The sequence below is a fragment of the Parasegetibacter sp. NRK P23 genome (genome assembly GCF_023721715.1).
GTDB lineage: Bacteria > Bacteroidota > Bacteroidia > Chitinophagales > Chitinophagaceae > Parasegetibacter.
In genome coordinates this window covers 213,888-230,405 of sequence record NZ_JAMDLG010000017.1, presented here as the reverse complement: position 1 = coordinate 230,405, position 16,518 = coordinate 213,888, and the positions used below count along the sequence as shown (strand labels likewise).

14 protein-coding genes are annotated in these 16,518 nt (G+C 49.7%); 9 read left to right on the top strand and 5 right to left on the bottom strand.

Going from position 1 to position 16,518, the window contains the following annotated elements:
* Positions 1–197: 197 nt before the first annotated feature.
* The 4 genes from M4J38_RS18645 to M4J38_RS18630 all read left to right on the top strand — a co-directional run bounded on the left by M4J38_RS18645 (position 198) and on the right by M4J38_RS18630 (position 4,579).
* A complete protein-coding gene (locus tag M4J38_RS18645; protein WP_251761322.1) occupies positions 198–899 on the top strand; it encodes a hydrolase in 702 nt (233 codons plus the stop codon).
* Positions 900–951: 52 nt separating this feature from the next.
* Positions 952–2,718, top strand: a complete 1,767-nt coding sequence (locus tag M4J38_RS18640) for an amidohydrolase (protein WP_251761321.1) — start codon at positions 952–954, stop codon at positions 2,716–2,718.
* An 83-nt stretch (positions 2,719–2,801) separates the two neighbouring features.
* Positions 2,802–4,100 carry an alginate export family protein gene (locus tag M4J38_RS18635; RefSeq protein ID WP_251761320.1) on the top strand — a complete coding sequence of 433 codons (1,299 nt, stop codon included), beginning with the start codon at positions 2,802–2,804 and terminating at the stop codon, positions 4,098–4,100.
* A 5-nt stretch (positions 4,101–4,105) separates the two neighbouring features.
* Complete coding sequence (locus M4J38_RS18630; protein ID WP_251761319.1) at positions 4,106–4,579, top strand: Dps family protein; 474 nt, start codon at positions 4,106–4,108, stop codon at positions 4,577–4,579.
* Between the two features lie 28 nt (positions 4,580–4,607).
* On the opposite strand, the gene M4J38_RS18625 is transcribed toward M4J38_RS18630, so the two are convergent.
* Positions 4,608–4,982: a DUF2809 domain-containing protein gene (locus M4J38_RS18625; RefSeq protein ID WP_251761318.1), complete on the bottom strand. Its 375-nt coding sequence runs from the start codon at positions 4,980–4,982 to the stop codon at positions 4,608–4,610.
* Positions 4,983–5,094: 112 nt separating this feature from the next.
* Between M4J38_RS18625 and M4J38_RS18620 the strand changes: the two genes are divergently transcribed.
* Entirely contained in the window at positions 5,095–5,658 is a 564-nt protein-coding gene (locus tag M4J38_RS18620; protein ID WP_251761317.1) for an alkylphosphonate utilization protein, read from the top strand.
* A gap of 50 nt (positions 5,659–5,708) precedes the next feature.
* On the opposite strand, the gene M4J38_RS18615 is transcribed toward M4J38_RS18620, so the two are convergent.
* Positions 5,709–6,707, bottom strand: coding sequence for a LacI family DNA-binding transcriptional regulator (locus M4J38_RS18615; RefSeq protein ID WP_251761316.1), 999 nt, complete (start codon positions 6,705–6,707; stop codon positions 5,709–5,711).
* Positions 6,708–6,873: 166 nt separating this feature from the next.
* On the opposite strand from M4J38_RS18615, the gene M4J38_RS18610 reads away from it, so the two are divergent.
* On the top strand, positions 6,874–7,161 hold the full coding sequence (locus M4J38_RS18610; RefSeq protein ID WP_251761315.1) for a Gfo/Idh/MocA family oxidoreductase: 288 nt from the start codon (positions 6,874–6,876) through the stop codon (positions 7,159–7,161).
* Positions 7,162–7,309: 148 nt separating this feature from the next.
* Positions 7,310–7,531: a hypothetical protein gene (locus tag M4J38_RS18605; RefSeq protein ID WP_251761314.1), complete on the top strand. Its 222-nt coding sequence runs from the start codon at positions 7,310–7,312 to the stop codon at positions 7,529–7,531.
* Here the strand turns inward: M4J38_RS18605 and M4J38_RS18600 are convergent.
* Genes M4J38_RS18600 through M4J38_RS18590 form a run of 3 tightly spaced genes read right to left on the bottom strand, consistent with a single transcriptional unit; the run spans position 7,524 to position 11,186 of the window.
* Complete coding sequence (locus M4J38_RS18600; RefSeq protein ID WP_251761313.1) at positions 7,524–7,952, bottom strand: hotdog fold thioesterase; 429 nt, start codon at positions 7,950–7,952, stop codon at positions 7,524–7,526. The two genes, M4J38_RS18605 and M4J38_RS18600, sit on opposite strands and share 8 nt — an antisense overlap.
* Before the next feature lie 12 nt (positions 7,953–7,964).
* Positions 7,965–8,261: a Dabb family protein gene (locus M4J38_RS18595; protein WP_251761312.1), complete on the bottom strand. Its 297-nt coding sequence runs from the start codon at positions 8,259–8,261 to the stop codon at positions 7,965–7,967.
* 54 nt (positions 8,262–8,315) lie between these two features.
* A complete protein-coding gene (locus tag M4J38_RS18590) occupies positions 8,316–11,186 on the bottom strand; it encodes a triple tyrosine motif-containing protein (RefSeq protein ID WP_251761311.1) in 2,871 nt (956 codons plus the stop codon).
* 199 nt (positions 11,187–11,385) lie between these two features.
* Here M4J38_RS18590 and M4J38_RS18585 point away from each other — a divergent pair, with 199 nt between their 5' ends.
* Together M4J38_RS18585 and M4J38_RS18580 are read left to right on the top strand one after the other, a co-directional pair.
* Complete coding sequence (locus M4J38_RS18585; protein WP_251761310.1) at positions 11,386–13,140, top strand: cellulase family glycosylhydrolase; 1,755 nt, start codon at positions 11,386–11,388, stop codon at positions 13,138–13,140.
* A 211-nt stretch (positions 13,141–13,351) separates the two neighbouring features.
* Entirely contained in the window at positions 13,352–16,504 is a 3,153-nt protein-coding gene (locus M4J38_RS18580) for a TonB-dependent receptor (RefSeq protein ID WP_251761309.1), read from the top strand.
* Positions 16,505–16,518: the final 14 nt, after the last annotated feature.

The following is a 16,518-nucleotide window of genomic DNA, read 5'->3' as shown; positions in this document are numbered from 1 at the left end:
TCCTTCAAAGTGCCGGATACAATTCACATATGGATCCGTTCATTGTATAATTAGGATTAAAACGAATTTGTATTCAGCGGTTGTTTTTAAAATGTGTTGATATGTACAAGAGTTGTGACCGTATATGAATTGCCACCGCTGTAAGGTCTTGATAGCTTTGCGGAAGAAAATCATTCACAACGCTAAAAGTTTTCATTATGAAAAGAACATTCAACACACTCGCCACACTGTTGCTGGCTTCCGTTTCAGTAACTGCCGTTTACGCGCAGAAGCCATCTTCGGAATTATTGAATCCCACCAACCATGCGCTGGTTATGATCGACCACGAAAGCCAGATGGGATTCGCCGTAAAAAACATCGACATGATGGAACTGCGCAACAATACGGCTATGGTGGCTGGCGCCTCTGTTATATTCAAAGTGCCCACTGTGGTAACCACCGTCGCGGAGAAATCTTTCAGCGGGCCCGTGTTTGCCGAAGTGGAAGCATTTTACCCACAGGCTACTTCCAATTACATCGACAGAACCACAATGAACGCCTGGGAAGATGTGAACGCGCATAAAGCGATTGTGGCAAAAGGAAAAAAGAAGATCGTGCTCGCGGGACTCTGGACCAGTGTATGTATTGTTGGTCCGGCATTATCAGCCAAAGCGGAAGGATACGATGTGTATGTAATTACCGATGCCAGTGGTGACGTGAGCAAAGAAGCGCATGAAATGGCGATGTACAGAATGATACAGGCCGGCATTAAGCCGCTTACTTCCATTCAGTACCTGCTCGAATTGCAACGCGATTGGGCCCGCAGCGAAACGTACAAGGCTGTTACCGATCTGGTAAAAAAATATGGCGGCGCTTACGGAATTGGTATTCAGTATGCCCATGAAATGTTGAAACACTAAAATGTTTCAACTGTAATCGACTCGTTCCATCTCCTTCATTTAATTCATCCACATGAACCGGTGTTTCTTTTTTGTACTCTTTGTAATGTGTAGTATTGCTTCCTTCGCGCAGCGAAAAGCCGATATCATCCTTTATAATGGAAAGGTGCATACGGGCGATGAAGCCATTCCGCTGGCCGAGGCCATTGCGGTGAATGGGAACAGGATCAGCAAGGTAGGCAGCAACAAAGATGTGCTGCGGCTGAAAGGCAACGGCACAAAAATGATTGATGCGAAAGGACATACCGTGATTCCCGGCCTGTTCGATAGTCATCTCCATGTGATCAGGGGAGGCAGATTCTACAACACCGAATTAAGGTGGGATGGCGTGAAATCACTGAAGCGCGCCCTGCAAATGCTGAAAGAGCAAGCCGAAAGAACACCCAGCGGACAATGGGTGCGCGTAGTAGGGGGATGGAACGAGTTCCAGTTTGAAGAAAAAAGACTGCCCACCATAGAAGAGATCAATGCGGCTACCGGAAATACACCCGCTTTCATTTTATACCTGTACGGAAAAGCATGGCTGAACAAAGCCGGATTAAAGCAAATCGGCATAACAGGAGCAACCGCGAATCCCAAAGGCGGACTCATTGAAAAAGACAGCGAAGGCAATCCTACAGGTTTGCTGGTGGCCGAGCCGAACGCGTTCATCCTTTATTCCACACTGGCAAAGTTGCCCGAACTGACTACGGAGGAAAAAATAAATTCCACCCTGCAATACATGGCCGAACTTAACCGGCTTGGGGTAACGGCGGTAATGGATGCCGGCGGCGGGTTTCAGAATTTTCCTGACGATTATGGTATTACAGATTCACTGAACACAGTTGGTAAAATCACCGTTCGGCTCCCGTATTTTCTTTTCGCCCAGAAAGCTGGTTCGGAACTGGCCGACTTCACCCGCTGGACAAATATGGTAGACATAGATGTGCACCATGCCAATGGCATCAACGAAATTGATTACCATGTGCAGGGCGGCGGAGAGAACCTGGTGGCCGATGCGGCCGATTTTGAAAACTTTCTTTTTCCGCGGCCCGAGCTTCCTGCTTCACTCGAAGCCAGTCTGAAACCCGTAATACGTATGCTGGTACAGCGGCGATGGCCCTTTCGTCTCCACGCCACGTACAACGAAAGCATCTCCCGCGACCTGGATGTGATTGAAGCCGTGAACAGCGAAATACCGCTGAACGGTCTGGTATGGTTCTTCGATCATGCGGAAACCGTCAGCGAAGAAAATATGCGACGCATCAAAGCGCTGGGCGGCGGTATCGCCATACAACACCGGATGGCCTACCAGGGTGAACATTTTATCAGGAGATATGGGGCGGAAGCCGCGCGGAATGCGCCACCTGTAAAAAAAATGCTGGAGTTGGGTATACCCGTTGCCCTGGGAACAGATGGCACCCGCGTGGCCAGCTACAATCCCTGGGTGGCGCTCTATTGGATCACTACAGGAAAGACGATTGGTGGAGCACAGGTGATGGGAATAGAAAATACGCTGGATAGAAACGCAGCGTTATCGCTCCTTACCTTCGGCGGTTATGCATTGCTGAAAGAAACGAATAAAGGAAAGATAAAGGAGGGTTTTTTCGCTGACATCTCGCTGCTGGACAGAGACTATTTCTCGGTGCCTGACCAGGAGTTGTTGTCCATTACTTCAAAGCTTACCATCGTCGATGGAAAACCAGTGTACGGCAGTGCGGAATTCAGTGGTTTTGCACCACCGAAACTGCTGGTAATCCCTGCGTGGAGCCCGGTTAAATACTATGGTGGTTACCAGTAAAAAACGGTATGAAAAAATGTTTCTTTTTTCTGCTGTCGGTTTTTATACAAGATGTTTTTGCGGCAGGATGCATTACTCCCGCAATGCAGGATACTATATCTCCCGGAGAAGCGCGCGTTGATACCTTACCAGGTAAGATGTTATCGCAACGTGCTGCTCCGGGTAACAAAACCGGCACCGCGGTTTCTGCCGGAGGATCAGCCAGGCTGCAATACTTCTATTTGCGCAATGAACAATGGGGCGATGCGCCCAAAGATAATGACGGCTTTGTAATGGCGCGTTTTCTATGGCATGGTGCTGTACAATGGAACAGCCGCCTTAAAACCTTCGTGCAATTGCAAAGCAGTCTTGCAAATGGAAAGAACGATATGAGTCCGGTAGATGAGAATCCGCTTGATGTGCACCAGGCTTATGTCCATTACAAAGTGCCACTATCAGACAGCCTTTCGATGCTGCTCCGTGTTGGCAGACAGGAATTTTCCTATGGCAGTCAACGGCTGATCTCTGTACGTGAAGGACCAAACAACCGGCAGGCATTCGATGCGGCCAACATGATAATGCAGCGGAAAGATCTTCGGCTCGATGCATTTTTCAGCTACTATGTGGCCGCACGGAATGGCATCTTCGACGATGGGTTTCGGCGCGATACCAGGTTGTGGGGTGTTTATCTGGTGAAAAATCAGGTTCCGGTTTTAAAGAACGCGGACTTCTATTACCTGGATATCTGTAAAAAACAGGCAGCTTTCGAAGATGGTACCGGAATGGAGCAGCGTCACTCGATAGGAACGAGAATATGGAACAAAACCGGGAACACGATGTACGACCTGGAAGCGGTTTACCAATATGGCCGGTTCGCTTCAAAAGCCATCCGGGCCTACACCGTCTCCTTGAATACAGCTTATCGTTTCAACAGGTGTAAATACGAACCTGAGATCGGTATAAAAACGGAACTCATCTCCGGCGATAAAACACCGGGCGACGACCGGCTGCAAACCTTCAACCCGCTTTTTCCAAGAGGCGCCTATTTCGGCCTGGCTGCATTGATCGGTCCGGCCAATCTTATAGATGTTCATCCTTATTTTAATTGCGTCCTTCATCCAACCCTCGACTGGGGGATGGACCTGGATATCTTCAGGAGGTATTCCACCCGCGATGGTATTTACGGTCCCAACGTGGCCCTTATCTACCCGGGCGCCAACGTTGCACCCGCTTTCATTGGAAGCCAGCTCGCCACAAACCTGGAATTCAGCGCCAGTAATGCGCTAGCGCTCACCTGGGAGTTCACCTGGTTCAATGCGGGCCCATTTCTCCGCGCAGCGGGGAATGGAAAAGATATTATTTTTACAGCCGTCACACTTCAATATAAATTTTCATCAAACTAAATACCATGCAAACAGGAATTGGCATCAGCGAAGAAGATCGCTCGAAAACCGCTCAGGAACTATGTGTTTTTCTGGCGGATGAATTCGTTTTGTACACCAAAACCCGACACGCGCACTGGAACGTGGAAGGAAGCGATTTTTACGAAAAACACAAATTCTTCGAATCGCAATACGAAGAACTGGATGAAATGATAGATGATGTTGCGGAACGCATCCGCGCACTTGGCCATTATGCGCCTGCTTCACTAAAAACTTTCCTCGAACTAACGCACCTCACCGAATTGAGCCGGGAAAAGAACGACGGCGCTGGTTTCGTAAAAGCTTTACTCGCCGACCACGAAAGCATCATCATCCGGATGCGGGAAAAGATCAATCTGATCAGCAACGATTACAAAGATGCGGGTACAGGCGATTTTATTACGGGACTGATGGAAACGCACGAAAAAATGGCGTGGATGCTGCGGGTGCAGTTGAGGTGATAGACGACCATATTGAAATGTGGATGCGCTAACTTCTTACCTTCTCCGCACCCAATACAATCAGGGTGCCGAGCGTGTAGGCTGCGAGGTCTATCCATTCAAATGAAGTACCTATTACAACTCTTGCCAGGTAATATTTCCCGAGTCCGAGCAGATGAACAATATCGAAATACTGCAGTGTTTCGATCAGGAAGGCGAACAGCAGCGTAGCGATGGCTGTGGGCAATACCGGGAAGCGAAAAAAGCTTCGTACAAAACAATAGATCAGTATTACTACCAGTACATCGCCAACATAGGGCCTTATGACCTGGTCGTGGAGGTATTTTGCGATCAGCACTTCAATGGTGAACAAAAGAATGGTGAGGAGGAGGTATGGAATACTGAAACGGAAATATGCTTTCATGAATGCCTATGAATTTGCTGCTAAAGGTAACAGGATCGGTGGTTCTTTTCTGAAAGCCGGGGAAGAAACGTAACTTGCGCCCGCCCAAAAGCAAAATCAGGGCGATACAAATATGAATACCAGCATCACCGCACCATTGAAAGAACGTTGCCAGGGCACCTGTGAATTGTGTACCGTGGAACCGGCGGCTATCGCCTTTGCCGTGAGCCCTAAAAACAACGACTACATCGAAAACGAAGTGGCGTTGTGTACCACCTGCCTGGCCATGATGGACAACAAAGATGCGGCGCAGCACTGGCAATGCCTTGCGGGAAGCATCTGGAACCCGGAACCCGCTGTGCAGGCCCTGAGCTACAGGATACTGTACGCCAACAAAGAACAGGATTGGGCCGCCGATATTATGAATGGGGTTGAACCGGATGATGCCGTGCTGAACTGGGCCCTGAGCGCTTTTGAAACCGTAGAAGTCCATAAAGACAGCAACGGAACGCCGCTCAGCAACGGCGATACCGTGGTGCTCACCCAGGTGCTGAACGTGAAAGGAACGAACTTCATGGCACCGAAGGGCACGATCGTAAGAAAGATCAGGCTGGTGCAGGATAATCCGGAACATATTGAAGGAAAAATCAATGAACAGACGATCGTGATATTGACGAAGTATGTAAGGAAGTCGTGATGGTGAATAACCTGAACAAGATAATGCCCATATAAAAATCTTCGTTTACACTATCCTGTTATTAACTCTCCTTTTAAGAAAATACGCGTTCTTTCTGAACGGCCATTCATTTGCTCCAGCAGCAGGTGGGTGGCCTTTCTGCCCATATCCACCAACGGTTGCCTGATGTAGGTAAGTGGCGGATCCACGAAATGAAAGAGGTCCGTTTCATCGAAGCCCACAATTTCGGGTAGGGAAGAAGTGTTACGGTGCTTCGATCGCAACAACTTCAGCGCTTTGGTGGCGATGACGTTGGAGGCGCAGATAATGGCTTCCGGTGGTTCCTGTAATTGCAGCAGTTCGTTCATCGCCTGTTCCACCGCTTCTTCCGTCACAACAATATCGATCTCCTTCAGCAAAGATGGGTTGAAAGGGATGTCGGCGGTTTTCAGTCCGTCAATGTACCCGTTCTTACGGTCCTGCAGGTGTTCCAGCGTGGTGCGGTAAGCGATCATGCCAATGCGGGTTTTGTGTTGTAGCAGCAGGTGTTGCACTGCGGCATTGGTGGCTGCGTGGTTATCGAGGCAGATGGTATCGGCTGTGATGTTGGAAAAATAGCGGTCCAGCAATACGAATGGGGTATTCTGTTCCACAAGTGCCTGCAAGGCGTTTGCTGAGTTTTCCGGCGGGGAAAGAATAAGTCCGTCTACCTGCCTGTTGAGTAACGCCTCGAGCAGCTTGTTGAATTTTTCAGGGTGCTCATCGGAACTACCGAAGATCACCGTGTAGCCCTGGAGGTCCGCTTCGTCTTCAATGATGCGTGCCAGCGATGCGGAGAAGGGGTTGGCGATATCCGCCACGATCAGCCCGATGGTAAGTGTTTTGCTGCTTCTCAAACTCCTGGCCGCCTGGTTGGGTCGGTAATTCAGGGCAGCCGCGGCCGCTCTTATTTTCTGCGCCACTTCACGGCTTATCCGCCCTTCCTTCCTGTTGTTCAATACATAAGATACGAGCGCGGTGGAAACACCCACCAGTTGAGCAATATCTTTTAAGGAGGTTTTTTTCTGCATGGCAATCCGTTAGAAAGAAAAAAAATATCGGAACCGAAGTTATTGTGTTCCCGCTATTTACGTTTTTAAAATGCCAATCTACACAATTTCACGATTTGTTTAAACGTTTAAACAAGAATTTTGCTTATTTTTGCACTTGTTGATCTATAATTAAAAGCCACGTGAGATGGAAACAATGAATGCAGGGCTGATTGAGTTTAATCAACCAACAGATCCATATCTGATCGATGAAAGCGGTAGTTTCAACGGGTATCATGTTAAAAAAGTGATGCTGAAAGAAGAGACCGCCGCGCTTACAAAAGAGAAATTTTCAGGCGCCGAACTGGTGCACAATACAAGCGATATCCTGGAGGATGAGTCTATTCACCTCGTGATCGTTTCCGCTCCCGATGAAGCCGATATGAGCCTGGTAGGAAAAGCGCTTCAGGCCGGGAAGCAGGTTCGGATCTTATAAATCACTTTTGCTTTGCTGAAATGAATTGACGGCCATCGTGCCGTACTATGAATACCGTTAACGAATGCCTGCTGTTACAAAGCGGGCTTTCGTATTTAACAGAATGATGCTTGCGTATGGATGTGTTTAATCATCTAAAACGCAAAAAATGAAAACAATTGGAATCAATCTTCCCGGATCTGCCAGGATCTATGTAAGTTTCTCGAAGGGAAGTAAAAAGAAACAAGGCAATTTTATGGAGAACAACCATGCCGAGCTGGAAGAGAAGCTGGATGCGCGTTTCGATGTGTCAGCATTTCAACGCAAGGCGCACCTGGGGAATTTCTTCGCCGGACCACATTGCGTGTTTGATCCCAGGTTGATTAAATAAGATTGTACACCGGAACGATGGCCACGGTAAGTCGACTCACGCAAACGGGTTTGCCGGCTTCGTTGCTGATCCTGATGTCCCACACATGGGTCTTCTGCCCGATATGAATGGGTGTACAAACACCGTGAACGTATCCCTCTTTTACGGGACGGAGGTGGTTGGCGTTGATTTCCAGTCCAACGGCCCGGAACTGCTGTTCATCAATAAGCAGCAGGCTGGCCACGCTCCCCAAAGTTTCCGCCAGTACAACCGAGGCGCCGCCGTGCAGGATGCCGAAAGGCTGGTGCGTGCGGTGGTCAACGGGCATACGGGCGGAAAGGGTGTTGTCGGTAAAGCCGGTGAACGCAATACCGATATAAGATGCCATGTTCGGTGGCAGGTTATTCAGCTTTTCAAGATCAACCGGCTTTGTCCAGATCATATTTTCTTTGATTTAGATGGAATCGTAGATGATTACTTTTTCGAAATAAGCCCTGCATTCATCGAGGAAACCGGTGTGCAGCGGATGCACCTGGTAAAGATCGTGTCCGGCCATATCTTCAAAGAAGATCACCAGGGAAAAAGTATAGCTGGTATCCACTACGGCGCGGTCGATGGAAGAAGGTGTGCCTACATGGAACGCCTTCACGCTTTCAACTTTTTCAAGGGTCTCCAGACTTTTGCGGAAGGCGGCTTTCTGTTCTTCGGTAGTATCGGCTTTCAGCCAGAAAAGGACGTGGTGTGCGAGCATAAATTTTGTTTGAGGGGCGAAGATACGGGGTGCTGATGAACAATGGATGAATGGTTATACCGCATTTGCCGTGGAATGGAAATCCAGCAAAAAGTTGAACAAACTGGTCTCGCCCGGGATGCCCAGTTTTTTCCGCAACCTGTACCTGCTCAGCTCCACACTTTTTATCGTAATGTTCATGATCTGCGCGATCTCTTTGCTGGAGAGGTTCAGCCGGAGGTAGGCGCATAGCTTCAGTTCACTGGGCGTTAGTTTAGGATAATGTTCTTTTAAGGACACCAGGAAATCGCTGTGCACCTTATCGAAGTGTACGGCGAATTGTTCCCAGTCGTTCCGGAGTTTGTGTTCCTCCAGCATCCGCATGATCTTTTTGTATTCTTCATCGGAGGTTTCTTTGTTGTCGGTTTTCTTGAGTTTCTGGAACTCTTCTTTCACTTTGTGCAGCATCTCTCCTTTCTGCACCAGGTTCATGGTAGTGGAAGCGAGTTCTGTATTTTTCAACTGTATTTCGGCTTCGAGCTTTTCGTTGCGGAGACGGATGATCTCTTTCTCGTTTCTTTCCAGTTCCAATTGATGCAGGTATTGCAACCTTTTCTGCTCTTCCGCGTGGCGCTGCTGCTGCCGGATGAATTTGCGGCGCTGCCATTTGTACCCGGCATACAAGGCCGCGAGTGCGATAAACGCATATACGAGGTAGGCCCAGGTAGTGCGGTACCAGGGGGGCAGTACCACGAACCTGAAACTTTGCACCGGTGATTCTTCGCCTTCGAACCTGCGCGCCTTCACCATAAAAGTGTAGGTGCCTGGCGGGAGATACGTATATTCCTTTTCACGTTTTTTGGACCAGGTACTCCATGTTTTATCAAAATCCTTCAGGTAATACGTGTATTCGATATTGTCCTGCTGACCATGCAGGGGAGAAACGAAATCGAAGTGAAGGGAGTTCTGGTTGTAATGGAGCTTTGGTGTACCTGAAGATGCCTGGTAACCGCCAAAAACCGTACTGTCTCTGTTGCCCAGGGTCTTCACCGTGCTGATGAGTACCGAGAGTTGTTCTCGGTCCTTTTTGTAGAGGTCGTAATTGATGTGGTAGAATCCCTGTTCTCCCGCTACAAAAATGTTCTGGTTGTTGTAGGGGTAGATGTGTTCATACCCGTTGGCCATCACTTTGTTGTTGAGCTCGGGGAGGAAGGTGATGCGAGGTTTTTCCCGGATGAATTCCACTACACCCAGTCTTTTGTCGGATACGAACCAGATGTTTCCTGATTCGTCTTCTTTCAGGTATTGCACGGAGATGGGACCGAAGATGCCGCGGAGATAGGCTGAGGGTTCAAAATCGCCTTTGGCGGTATTGTATTCAAAGAGGCCGTTGTCGCTGGAAAGGATGATCCTGTTCTTCACCTTGTAAATGAAGTTCCGGTTTTGCGACAATATCTTTCCCGGATCCTTGTAAGTGGTATTGGTGGGATGAACGCCATTGTCGAGCGCTATTTTGTAGAGACCCTTGTAGGGGTGTGCCACCCAGGCCATATTCTTTTCCACCCCGATGAAGCGGGCCGATTCAAAAAATGTTTGTGTGTTTGTATAGGTGAACTTTCCATTTTTGTAGTGGTAAAAATTCATCCCGTTGTAGGTGCCCGCGGCCACGCCTTCCGAAGGGGAGAGGTTGGATAAGGGGAAGAAGGTCCAGAATCCGGTACTTACATCGAAGGGGATAGCGGCATTATTTTCCACCACGTAAGCGCCTTCGTTGTGCGCCATCAGCAGGTGGCCGTTAATTTCCGACAGGCTCCATACCTGTCCTTTGCTATTGGCTACGGGGTTGAAACTGCTGTGTACAAAACTCAGGTCCCCGCCGGGTTGAAGCGGCGCTTTGAACAGGGCGCGGGAAGTGCCGATATACAGGTTGTTCTGGTGGATCAACGCGGAGTAACCGGCGCTGTGTTCCTGGTTGTCGGGATATATATGCTTGATGGCCTGGTTATAGGCTACCAGGTCGATGCCATTGTCCTGGCCAATCCAGAGGTTCTGGTCCTTATCCGTGAAGATGGAGAGGATATTGTTGTTCTGTAAACCATCCTGTTTCGAAAGCCGCTGGATGAATTCCCCTTTTTTATTAATGATAAAGCAGCCGGCCATATTGGTGGCCACGGCAATTTTATCGGCGCTGATCATGGTGGAAGCGTAGATGTTCTCTTCCGCGATCTTTTGGGTGGTGGAGGTATTAAATGGAGTGAGTTCGTTCTGCCGGAGGATGAACATCCCGTGCCGAAGGGTGGTGAGCAGGGCACTGTCTTTGGAGATGGCCGTAAATGAAGTGATGCGTGCGTTAGGGGGAAGCGCCCCTTTTTCCAGGAAGGGTTTCCACACCCCATCGTGGAAACGGAGCATGCCTTTTTCGATCTCGTGGGCAATGAGGTTTCCGTTCGCGTACCCCATGAAATTCCAGTTCTTCGCGTCGTAGGCGGTCACTTTACCGCTGCTGTACATAAAAAGTTTGCGGTGGGCGCGGAAAAACACTTTGGGTCCGATGGGGATCACATCCCAGATGTCGGCGAAGTCTTTTTCAGTGTCTGGTACTTTGATAGAGGTATAGCTGAGTATCCCGTTTTGATCGGGTTGAAAATAACCGAACTCACTCTGGGAGCCGATATAGATGCGCCCGTCTTCGGCGATGGCCAGGGAGCGGACGATGGTTTCGTTGGGAAGGGGATACTTTTTCCAGTTGCTGCCGTCGAAACTGAGTAGTCCCTCGTTGTTTGCGAAGTACATGATCCCCAGTTTGTCCTGGCCGATCTTCCAGTTCTGGGTCCCGGAATTGGAAGCCTCCCTGGTATAGTTGATGATTTCGGGAAGTGCAATCGTGTTTTGGGCTGTTCCTTTCAGCAATAAAAAGAAACAAACCACGGAAAAGAATTTTCTCATCCTCAGTCAATTTATGGCGTAGGAAAGGTAGGAAAATTTGATTGATGTGGTAATGATGTAGTGAAAAAACGGCGTTTACACGGTGTTTTCACTTTTTGATGTGGTATTGCAGTGGTGGAAAAACACGTGTTTACACCGTGAAGGTCTAGTTTAGCAGGGTCAGAAAATCGATTCATTGCCACTTCTTCAAATGCAGACGATGCTTAGAAAAAACGCCAGACTCATCACGCTACTCCTTTTAATTCTTAGTTCAGCCTCCAACGTTTTCGGTCAGGGATTTTTAAGGGCTGACGGTCAGCGGATCGTTAATGAAAAAGGAGAGAACGTACTCCTGAAAGGGATCGGCCTCGGAGGATGGATGCTCCAGGAAGGGTATATGCTCCGCATCTATAAAGATGGACAGCAGAACAAGATCCGTTCGCGTATGGAAGAACTGATCGGGAAGGAAAACACCGGAAGGTTTTATCAGGCATGGCTCAACAACCACACCACCCGCGCCGATATAGATGCGCTGAAGGCCTGGGGGTTCAACTCAGTACGCCTCCCAATGCACTATAATCTGTACACTTTACCCATTGAAAAAGAACCCGTTAAAGGAAAAGATACCTGGCTGAAAGAAGGGTTCCGGCTCACCGACAGTCTGCTTGCCTGGTGCAAAGCCAACCAACTGTACCTGATCCTGGACCTGCATGCTGCTCCCGGCGGACAAGGCAACGACCTGAACATCTCCGACGGAGATTTGTCTAAACCCATGCTCTGGCACAGCCAGGAGAACCAGCGCAAAACGGTCGCGCTCTGGCGCAAACTGGCCCAACGCTACGCCAATGAACCCTGGATCGGCGCCTACGACATCATTAATGAACCCAACTATGGTTTCGAAGATCCCGTAAATGATAAGAACGGATTGAAAGAAAAGAAGAACGAACCCCTCCGCAAACTGATGGTGGATATTACAAAGGCCATCCGGGAAGTGGATAAAAAGCACCTTATCATCATTGAAGGCAATGGTTGGGGAAACAACTACAACAATGTTCTGCCGGTATGGGACAACAACATGGCCCTCAGTTTCCACAAATACTGGAACCACAACCGCCAGGCCGATATCCAGCATATCCTTGACACCCGGGAAAAGCACAATGTGCCCGTATGGCTCGGTGAAACGGGGGAGAACTCAAATGTATGGTTCACGGAGGCCATTCATCTGCTGGAAACCCACAACATCGGTTGGGCCTGGTGGCCCTTAAAAAAACTGGGCACCAATAATCCGCTGGAGATAAGGTCGAACCCTGAATATGACCAGGTGGTCCGCTATTGGAACGGAGAGGGGGAGCGCCCGGGAAAAGAGTCCGCCACAAAAGGATTGCTGGCACTCGCCAACGACCTGAAACTGCAACACAATATTTTCCATGCTGATGTGGTGGATGCCATGATCCGGCAGCCTTTCTCCACCCAAACCCTTCCATTTCAAAAGAATGAACTTGTAAATGGGCTGACCATCAATGCTTCAGATTATGACCTCGGCAGAAATGGCTTTGCCTATTATGATGTGGATACTGCGGATTACCATATCTCCGATGGCGGTGCCAGGGGTGGTAACAAGGGGCGTACCTACAGGAACGATGGGGCCGACATCAGCCGGGATCCGGATACCAACCAGGTGTACATCAGTCATACTGAACCAGGGGAATGGTGGCAATACACGTTGCAGGTACCGCAAAACAGGAAATACACCATAAAGCTGGAAGTGGCCGCTGAGAAAGACGGGGGAAGGCTGGCGCTGTTGAACGGTTCGGGTAAATTGGGTTCCATCGCCATTCCCGCTACGGGAGGGCTCCACAAATGGGAGACAGTATCTCTGTCTGGGATCGAAATTCCCGAAGGGGAACAGCCGCTGAGGATACTGGCGGAATCGGGTGGTTTTAACCTGAAATCGCTCCGTTTTCAACTAGATTAGTTGAGCATCCTGAAAATGACACCGGTTTCATTCGGGCTGATGTGGTATTGAGGTGGTGAAATGGCCGTTTTTCAGGTGTTTTTGACTGGATTGATGTGGTATTGAGGTGGTGTTTTTCTGCCTGAAAGCTAAATAGTGACCTACTTTTAACATAGGATTTCTAACGATTGAAAAAGAGTTGTTCTTTTATTAACCAAACAAACGCTTGCATATGAAATTGAAAACGTTGCTTCCATTAAGCATTTTTCTCTTGCTTCAGTGCGCCTTTCTCAATGCTTCCGCCCAGGAACGCAAAACTGCCTCGGGAAAGGTGACCGCAAAAACCACCGGCGAACCGCTGCCGGGTTCCACCGTAAAAATAAAAGGTACAGAGTTCGCCACTGTTACAGATGAGTCGGGCAATTTCAGCATATCCGTTCCAAAAACCGGCGCGGTACTGGTCGTTTCCCACCTGGGCATGCTGGATCAGGAAGCTGCCGTTCCGGCGGATGGAAAATTAAATATCGTCATGAACGATGCCGATGCCACCAATATGAATGAAGTAGTGGTAGTAGGATACGGCACCCAGAAGAAAAGTGTGGTAACAGGGGCCATCTCCAGCGTGAAGGCTTCCGACCTGGAAAATATGCCGCTGAACAGGATTGAACAATCATTGCAGGGACGCACTTCCGGCGTAACCATCGCCACGAATAACGGGCAACCTGGCGCAGGCGCCACGGTGCGGGTGCGCGGCATCACATCCTTCAACAACAACAACCCCCTTTGGGTGGTGGACGGTGTTGTGGTGGACAATGGCGGCATCGGCTACCTCAACCAGAGCGATATCGAATCCATTGAAGTACTGAAAGATGCCTCCTCGCAGGCCATCTATGGCGCACGCGCCGCGGCCGGTGTGATACTGGTGACTACCAAAAGAGGGAAATCAGGCGCGCTCCGTGTCAATTACCATGGCTATTATGGTATTCAGGCGCCCACCCGTAAACTTGACCTGCTCAACGCCACCGAATACGCCACACTCCGCAACGAAGCCGCTGTGGCCGCCGGACAGGCGAAGCCATTCGCCGACCCCACCATTTACGGGGAAGGAACCGATTGGCAGGACGTGATCTTCAACAACAGCGCCCGCCGCCAGACCCATGAACTCAGTATCTCCGGCGGAAACGAGCGCTCCACGTATTTCGCTTCCTTCGGCTATTTCAACCAGGAAGGCATCGTAGCCACTGATATCTCTAAGTTCAAAAGACTCAACTTCCGACTGAACTCCACCCATAAACTCGCTTCCTGGATCACTTTCGGTCAGAACCTGGGCTATGCGTATGAAAAAACGCTGGGCATCGGCAATACCAACAGCGAATTCGGCGGGCCGCTCAGTTCCGCCATCAACCTGGATCCCATTACGCCCGTCATCGAAACCGATCCCGCCAAACTAGCCATGGCACCTTACCTGCCCACGCCCGGTAACATGAACGGCGCGGGCATCAGAAGGGACCAGTTCGGGAACCCTTACGCCATTCCGCAGATCGTGGGCCAGGAGTTCACCAACCCGCTCGCATATATCCAAACTCGGCTCGGCAACTATGGCTGGAGCGATAACCTCATCGGCAATGCCTTCCTGGAAGCAGAACCCATCAAAGGATTAAAACTGCGCTCTACGCTCGGTGGTAAACTCTCCTTCTGGGGCGGTGAAAGTTTCTCCCCGCTCGCATGGCTCAAACCTACCGTGGTGACCTCGCAAACTTCCTACAACCGAGGCTCCAACAGAAACCTCCGCTGGAACCTGGAAAATACCGCTTCTTATACCAAAGGTTTCGGAGAACATAACCTGACCCTGCTTGTAGGACAAGGCGCTTACTCAGACGGCATTTCCCGGAACGTTAATGTTACTTATTTCAATATTCCCGCGGATAATTTCGATGATGCTTCCCTCAACTTCAATGTGCCTGCCGACCAGAAAGTATCCGGCGGCAGCGAGAGCCAGGAACATTACGTGAGTTCTTTGTTCGCAAGGGTGAACTATGATTATGGAGAAAAATACCTGGTGCAGGCGCTGGTTAGAAGGGATGGCTCTTCCCGCTTCGGCTCCAACAACAAATACGGTGTGTTCCCTTCTTTCTCCATGGGATGGGTGGCCACCAAAGAATCCTTCTTCCCCGCAACCGATGTGGTGAACTTCCTGAAAGTACGTGGCGGTTACGGCGTGGTGGGTAGTGATGAGATCGGTGATTTCGCTTATGTATCCACGATAGGCAGCGGCAGAAGCTATGCTTTCGGTACCAGCGGCAGCTACCTCATCGGGTACAGTCCAAACGCACCGGCTAACCCCAACCTGAAATGGGAAGAAACCCGCCAGACCAATATCGGCTTCGACGCAACATTGGTAAATAACCTTACTGTAGCCTTCGATTGGTTCAAAAAGAAAACCGTGGGCATTCTCATGAACCCACGTATCCCCGGGTATGTGGGCGCCATTTCCAACCCCGCGGCCAATGTGGCGGATATGGAGAACACTGGACTTGAACTGGAACTCGGCTACCGCAGAAGACTGGGTGAATTTGACCTCTCTCTGAACGGAAACATTTCCCATTATAAAAATAAGATCACCTACCTCGGAGATGGTATTCTTTTCTCTACCACCAACCAGCAAACCGTTCAAACCACGACTTATCCCATCACAAGGTCCATTATCGGACAGCCTTTCAACTCTTTCTTCGGGTTCAAAACCATGGGCATCTTCCAGAACCAGGAAGAGATTGATGCCTATGTAGACAAAGGTGGCAGAAAGATACAGCCCAACGCGGTGCCCGGCGATTTCCGCTGGGAAGATGTGGATGGCAACGGTGTGATCAATGAGAATGACCGTAAGATACTTGGCAACGCATTACCCACCGTGACTTACGGCATGACCCTCAACGCGGCTTACAAGGGATTCGATCTGGTGTTGTTCGGACAGGGCGGCGCAGGAAATAAAATCTACCAGGGACTCCGCAGGCTGGAAGTGGAGGAAGCTAACTGGCAGCGGAAAGCCCTGGGACGCTGGACAGGCGAAGGGTCCACCAACAGCTACCCCCGTTTGACAAGAGACGACAGGAACAACAACTTCACCAATCCTTCTGATTTCTACCTCGAAGATGGCGACTATTTCCGCATCAAAGTATTGCAGATCGGCTACTCCCTGCCCGCGGCCCTGATCCGGAAAGCCGGACTGGCACGTGCACGCGTTTACCTGATGAGCGAGAACCTCGTCACCTTCACCAAATATTCAGGATATGATCCTGAGATCGGTGGTGGATCAGGTGCAGGTATCGACCGTGGATTCTATCCCCAGGCACGTTCCTTCATGGCTGGCGTGAACCTCTCTTTCTAACCCGTTTTCTTCAT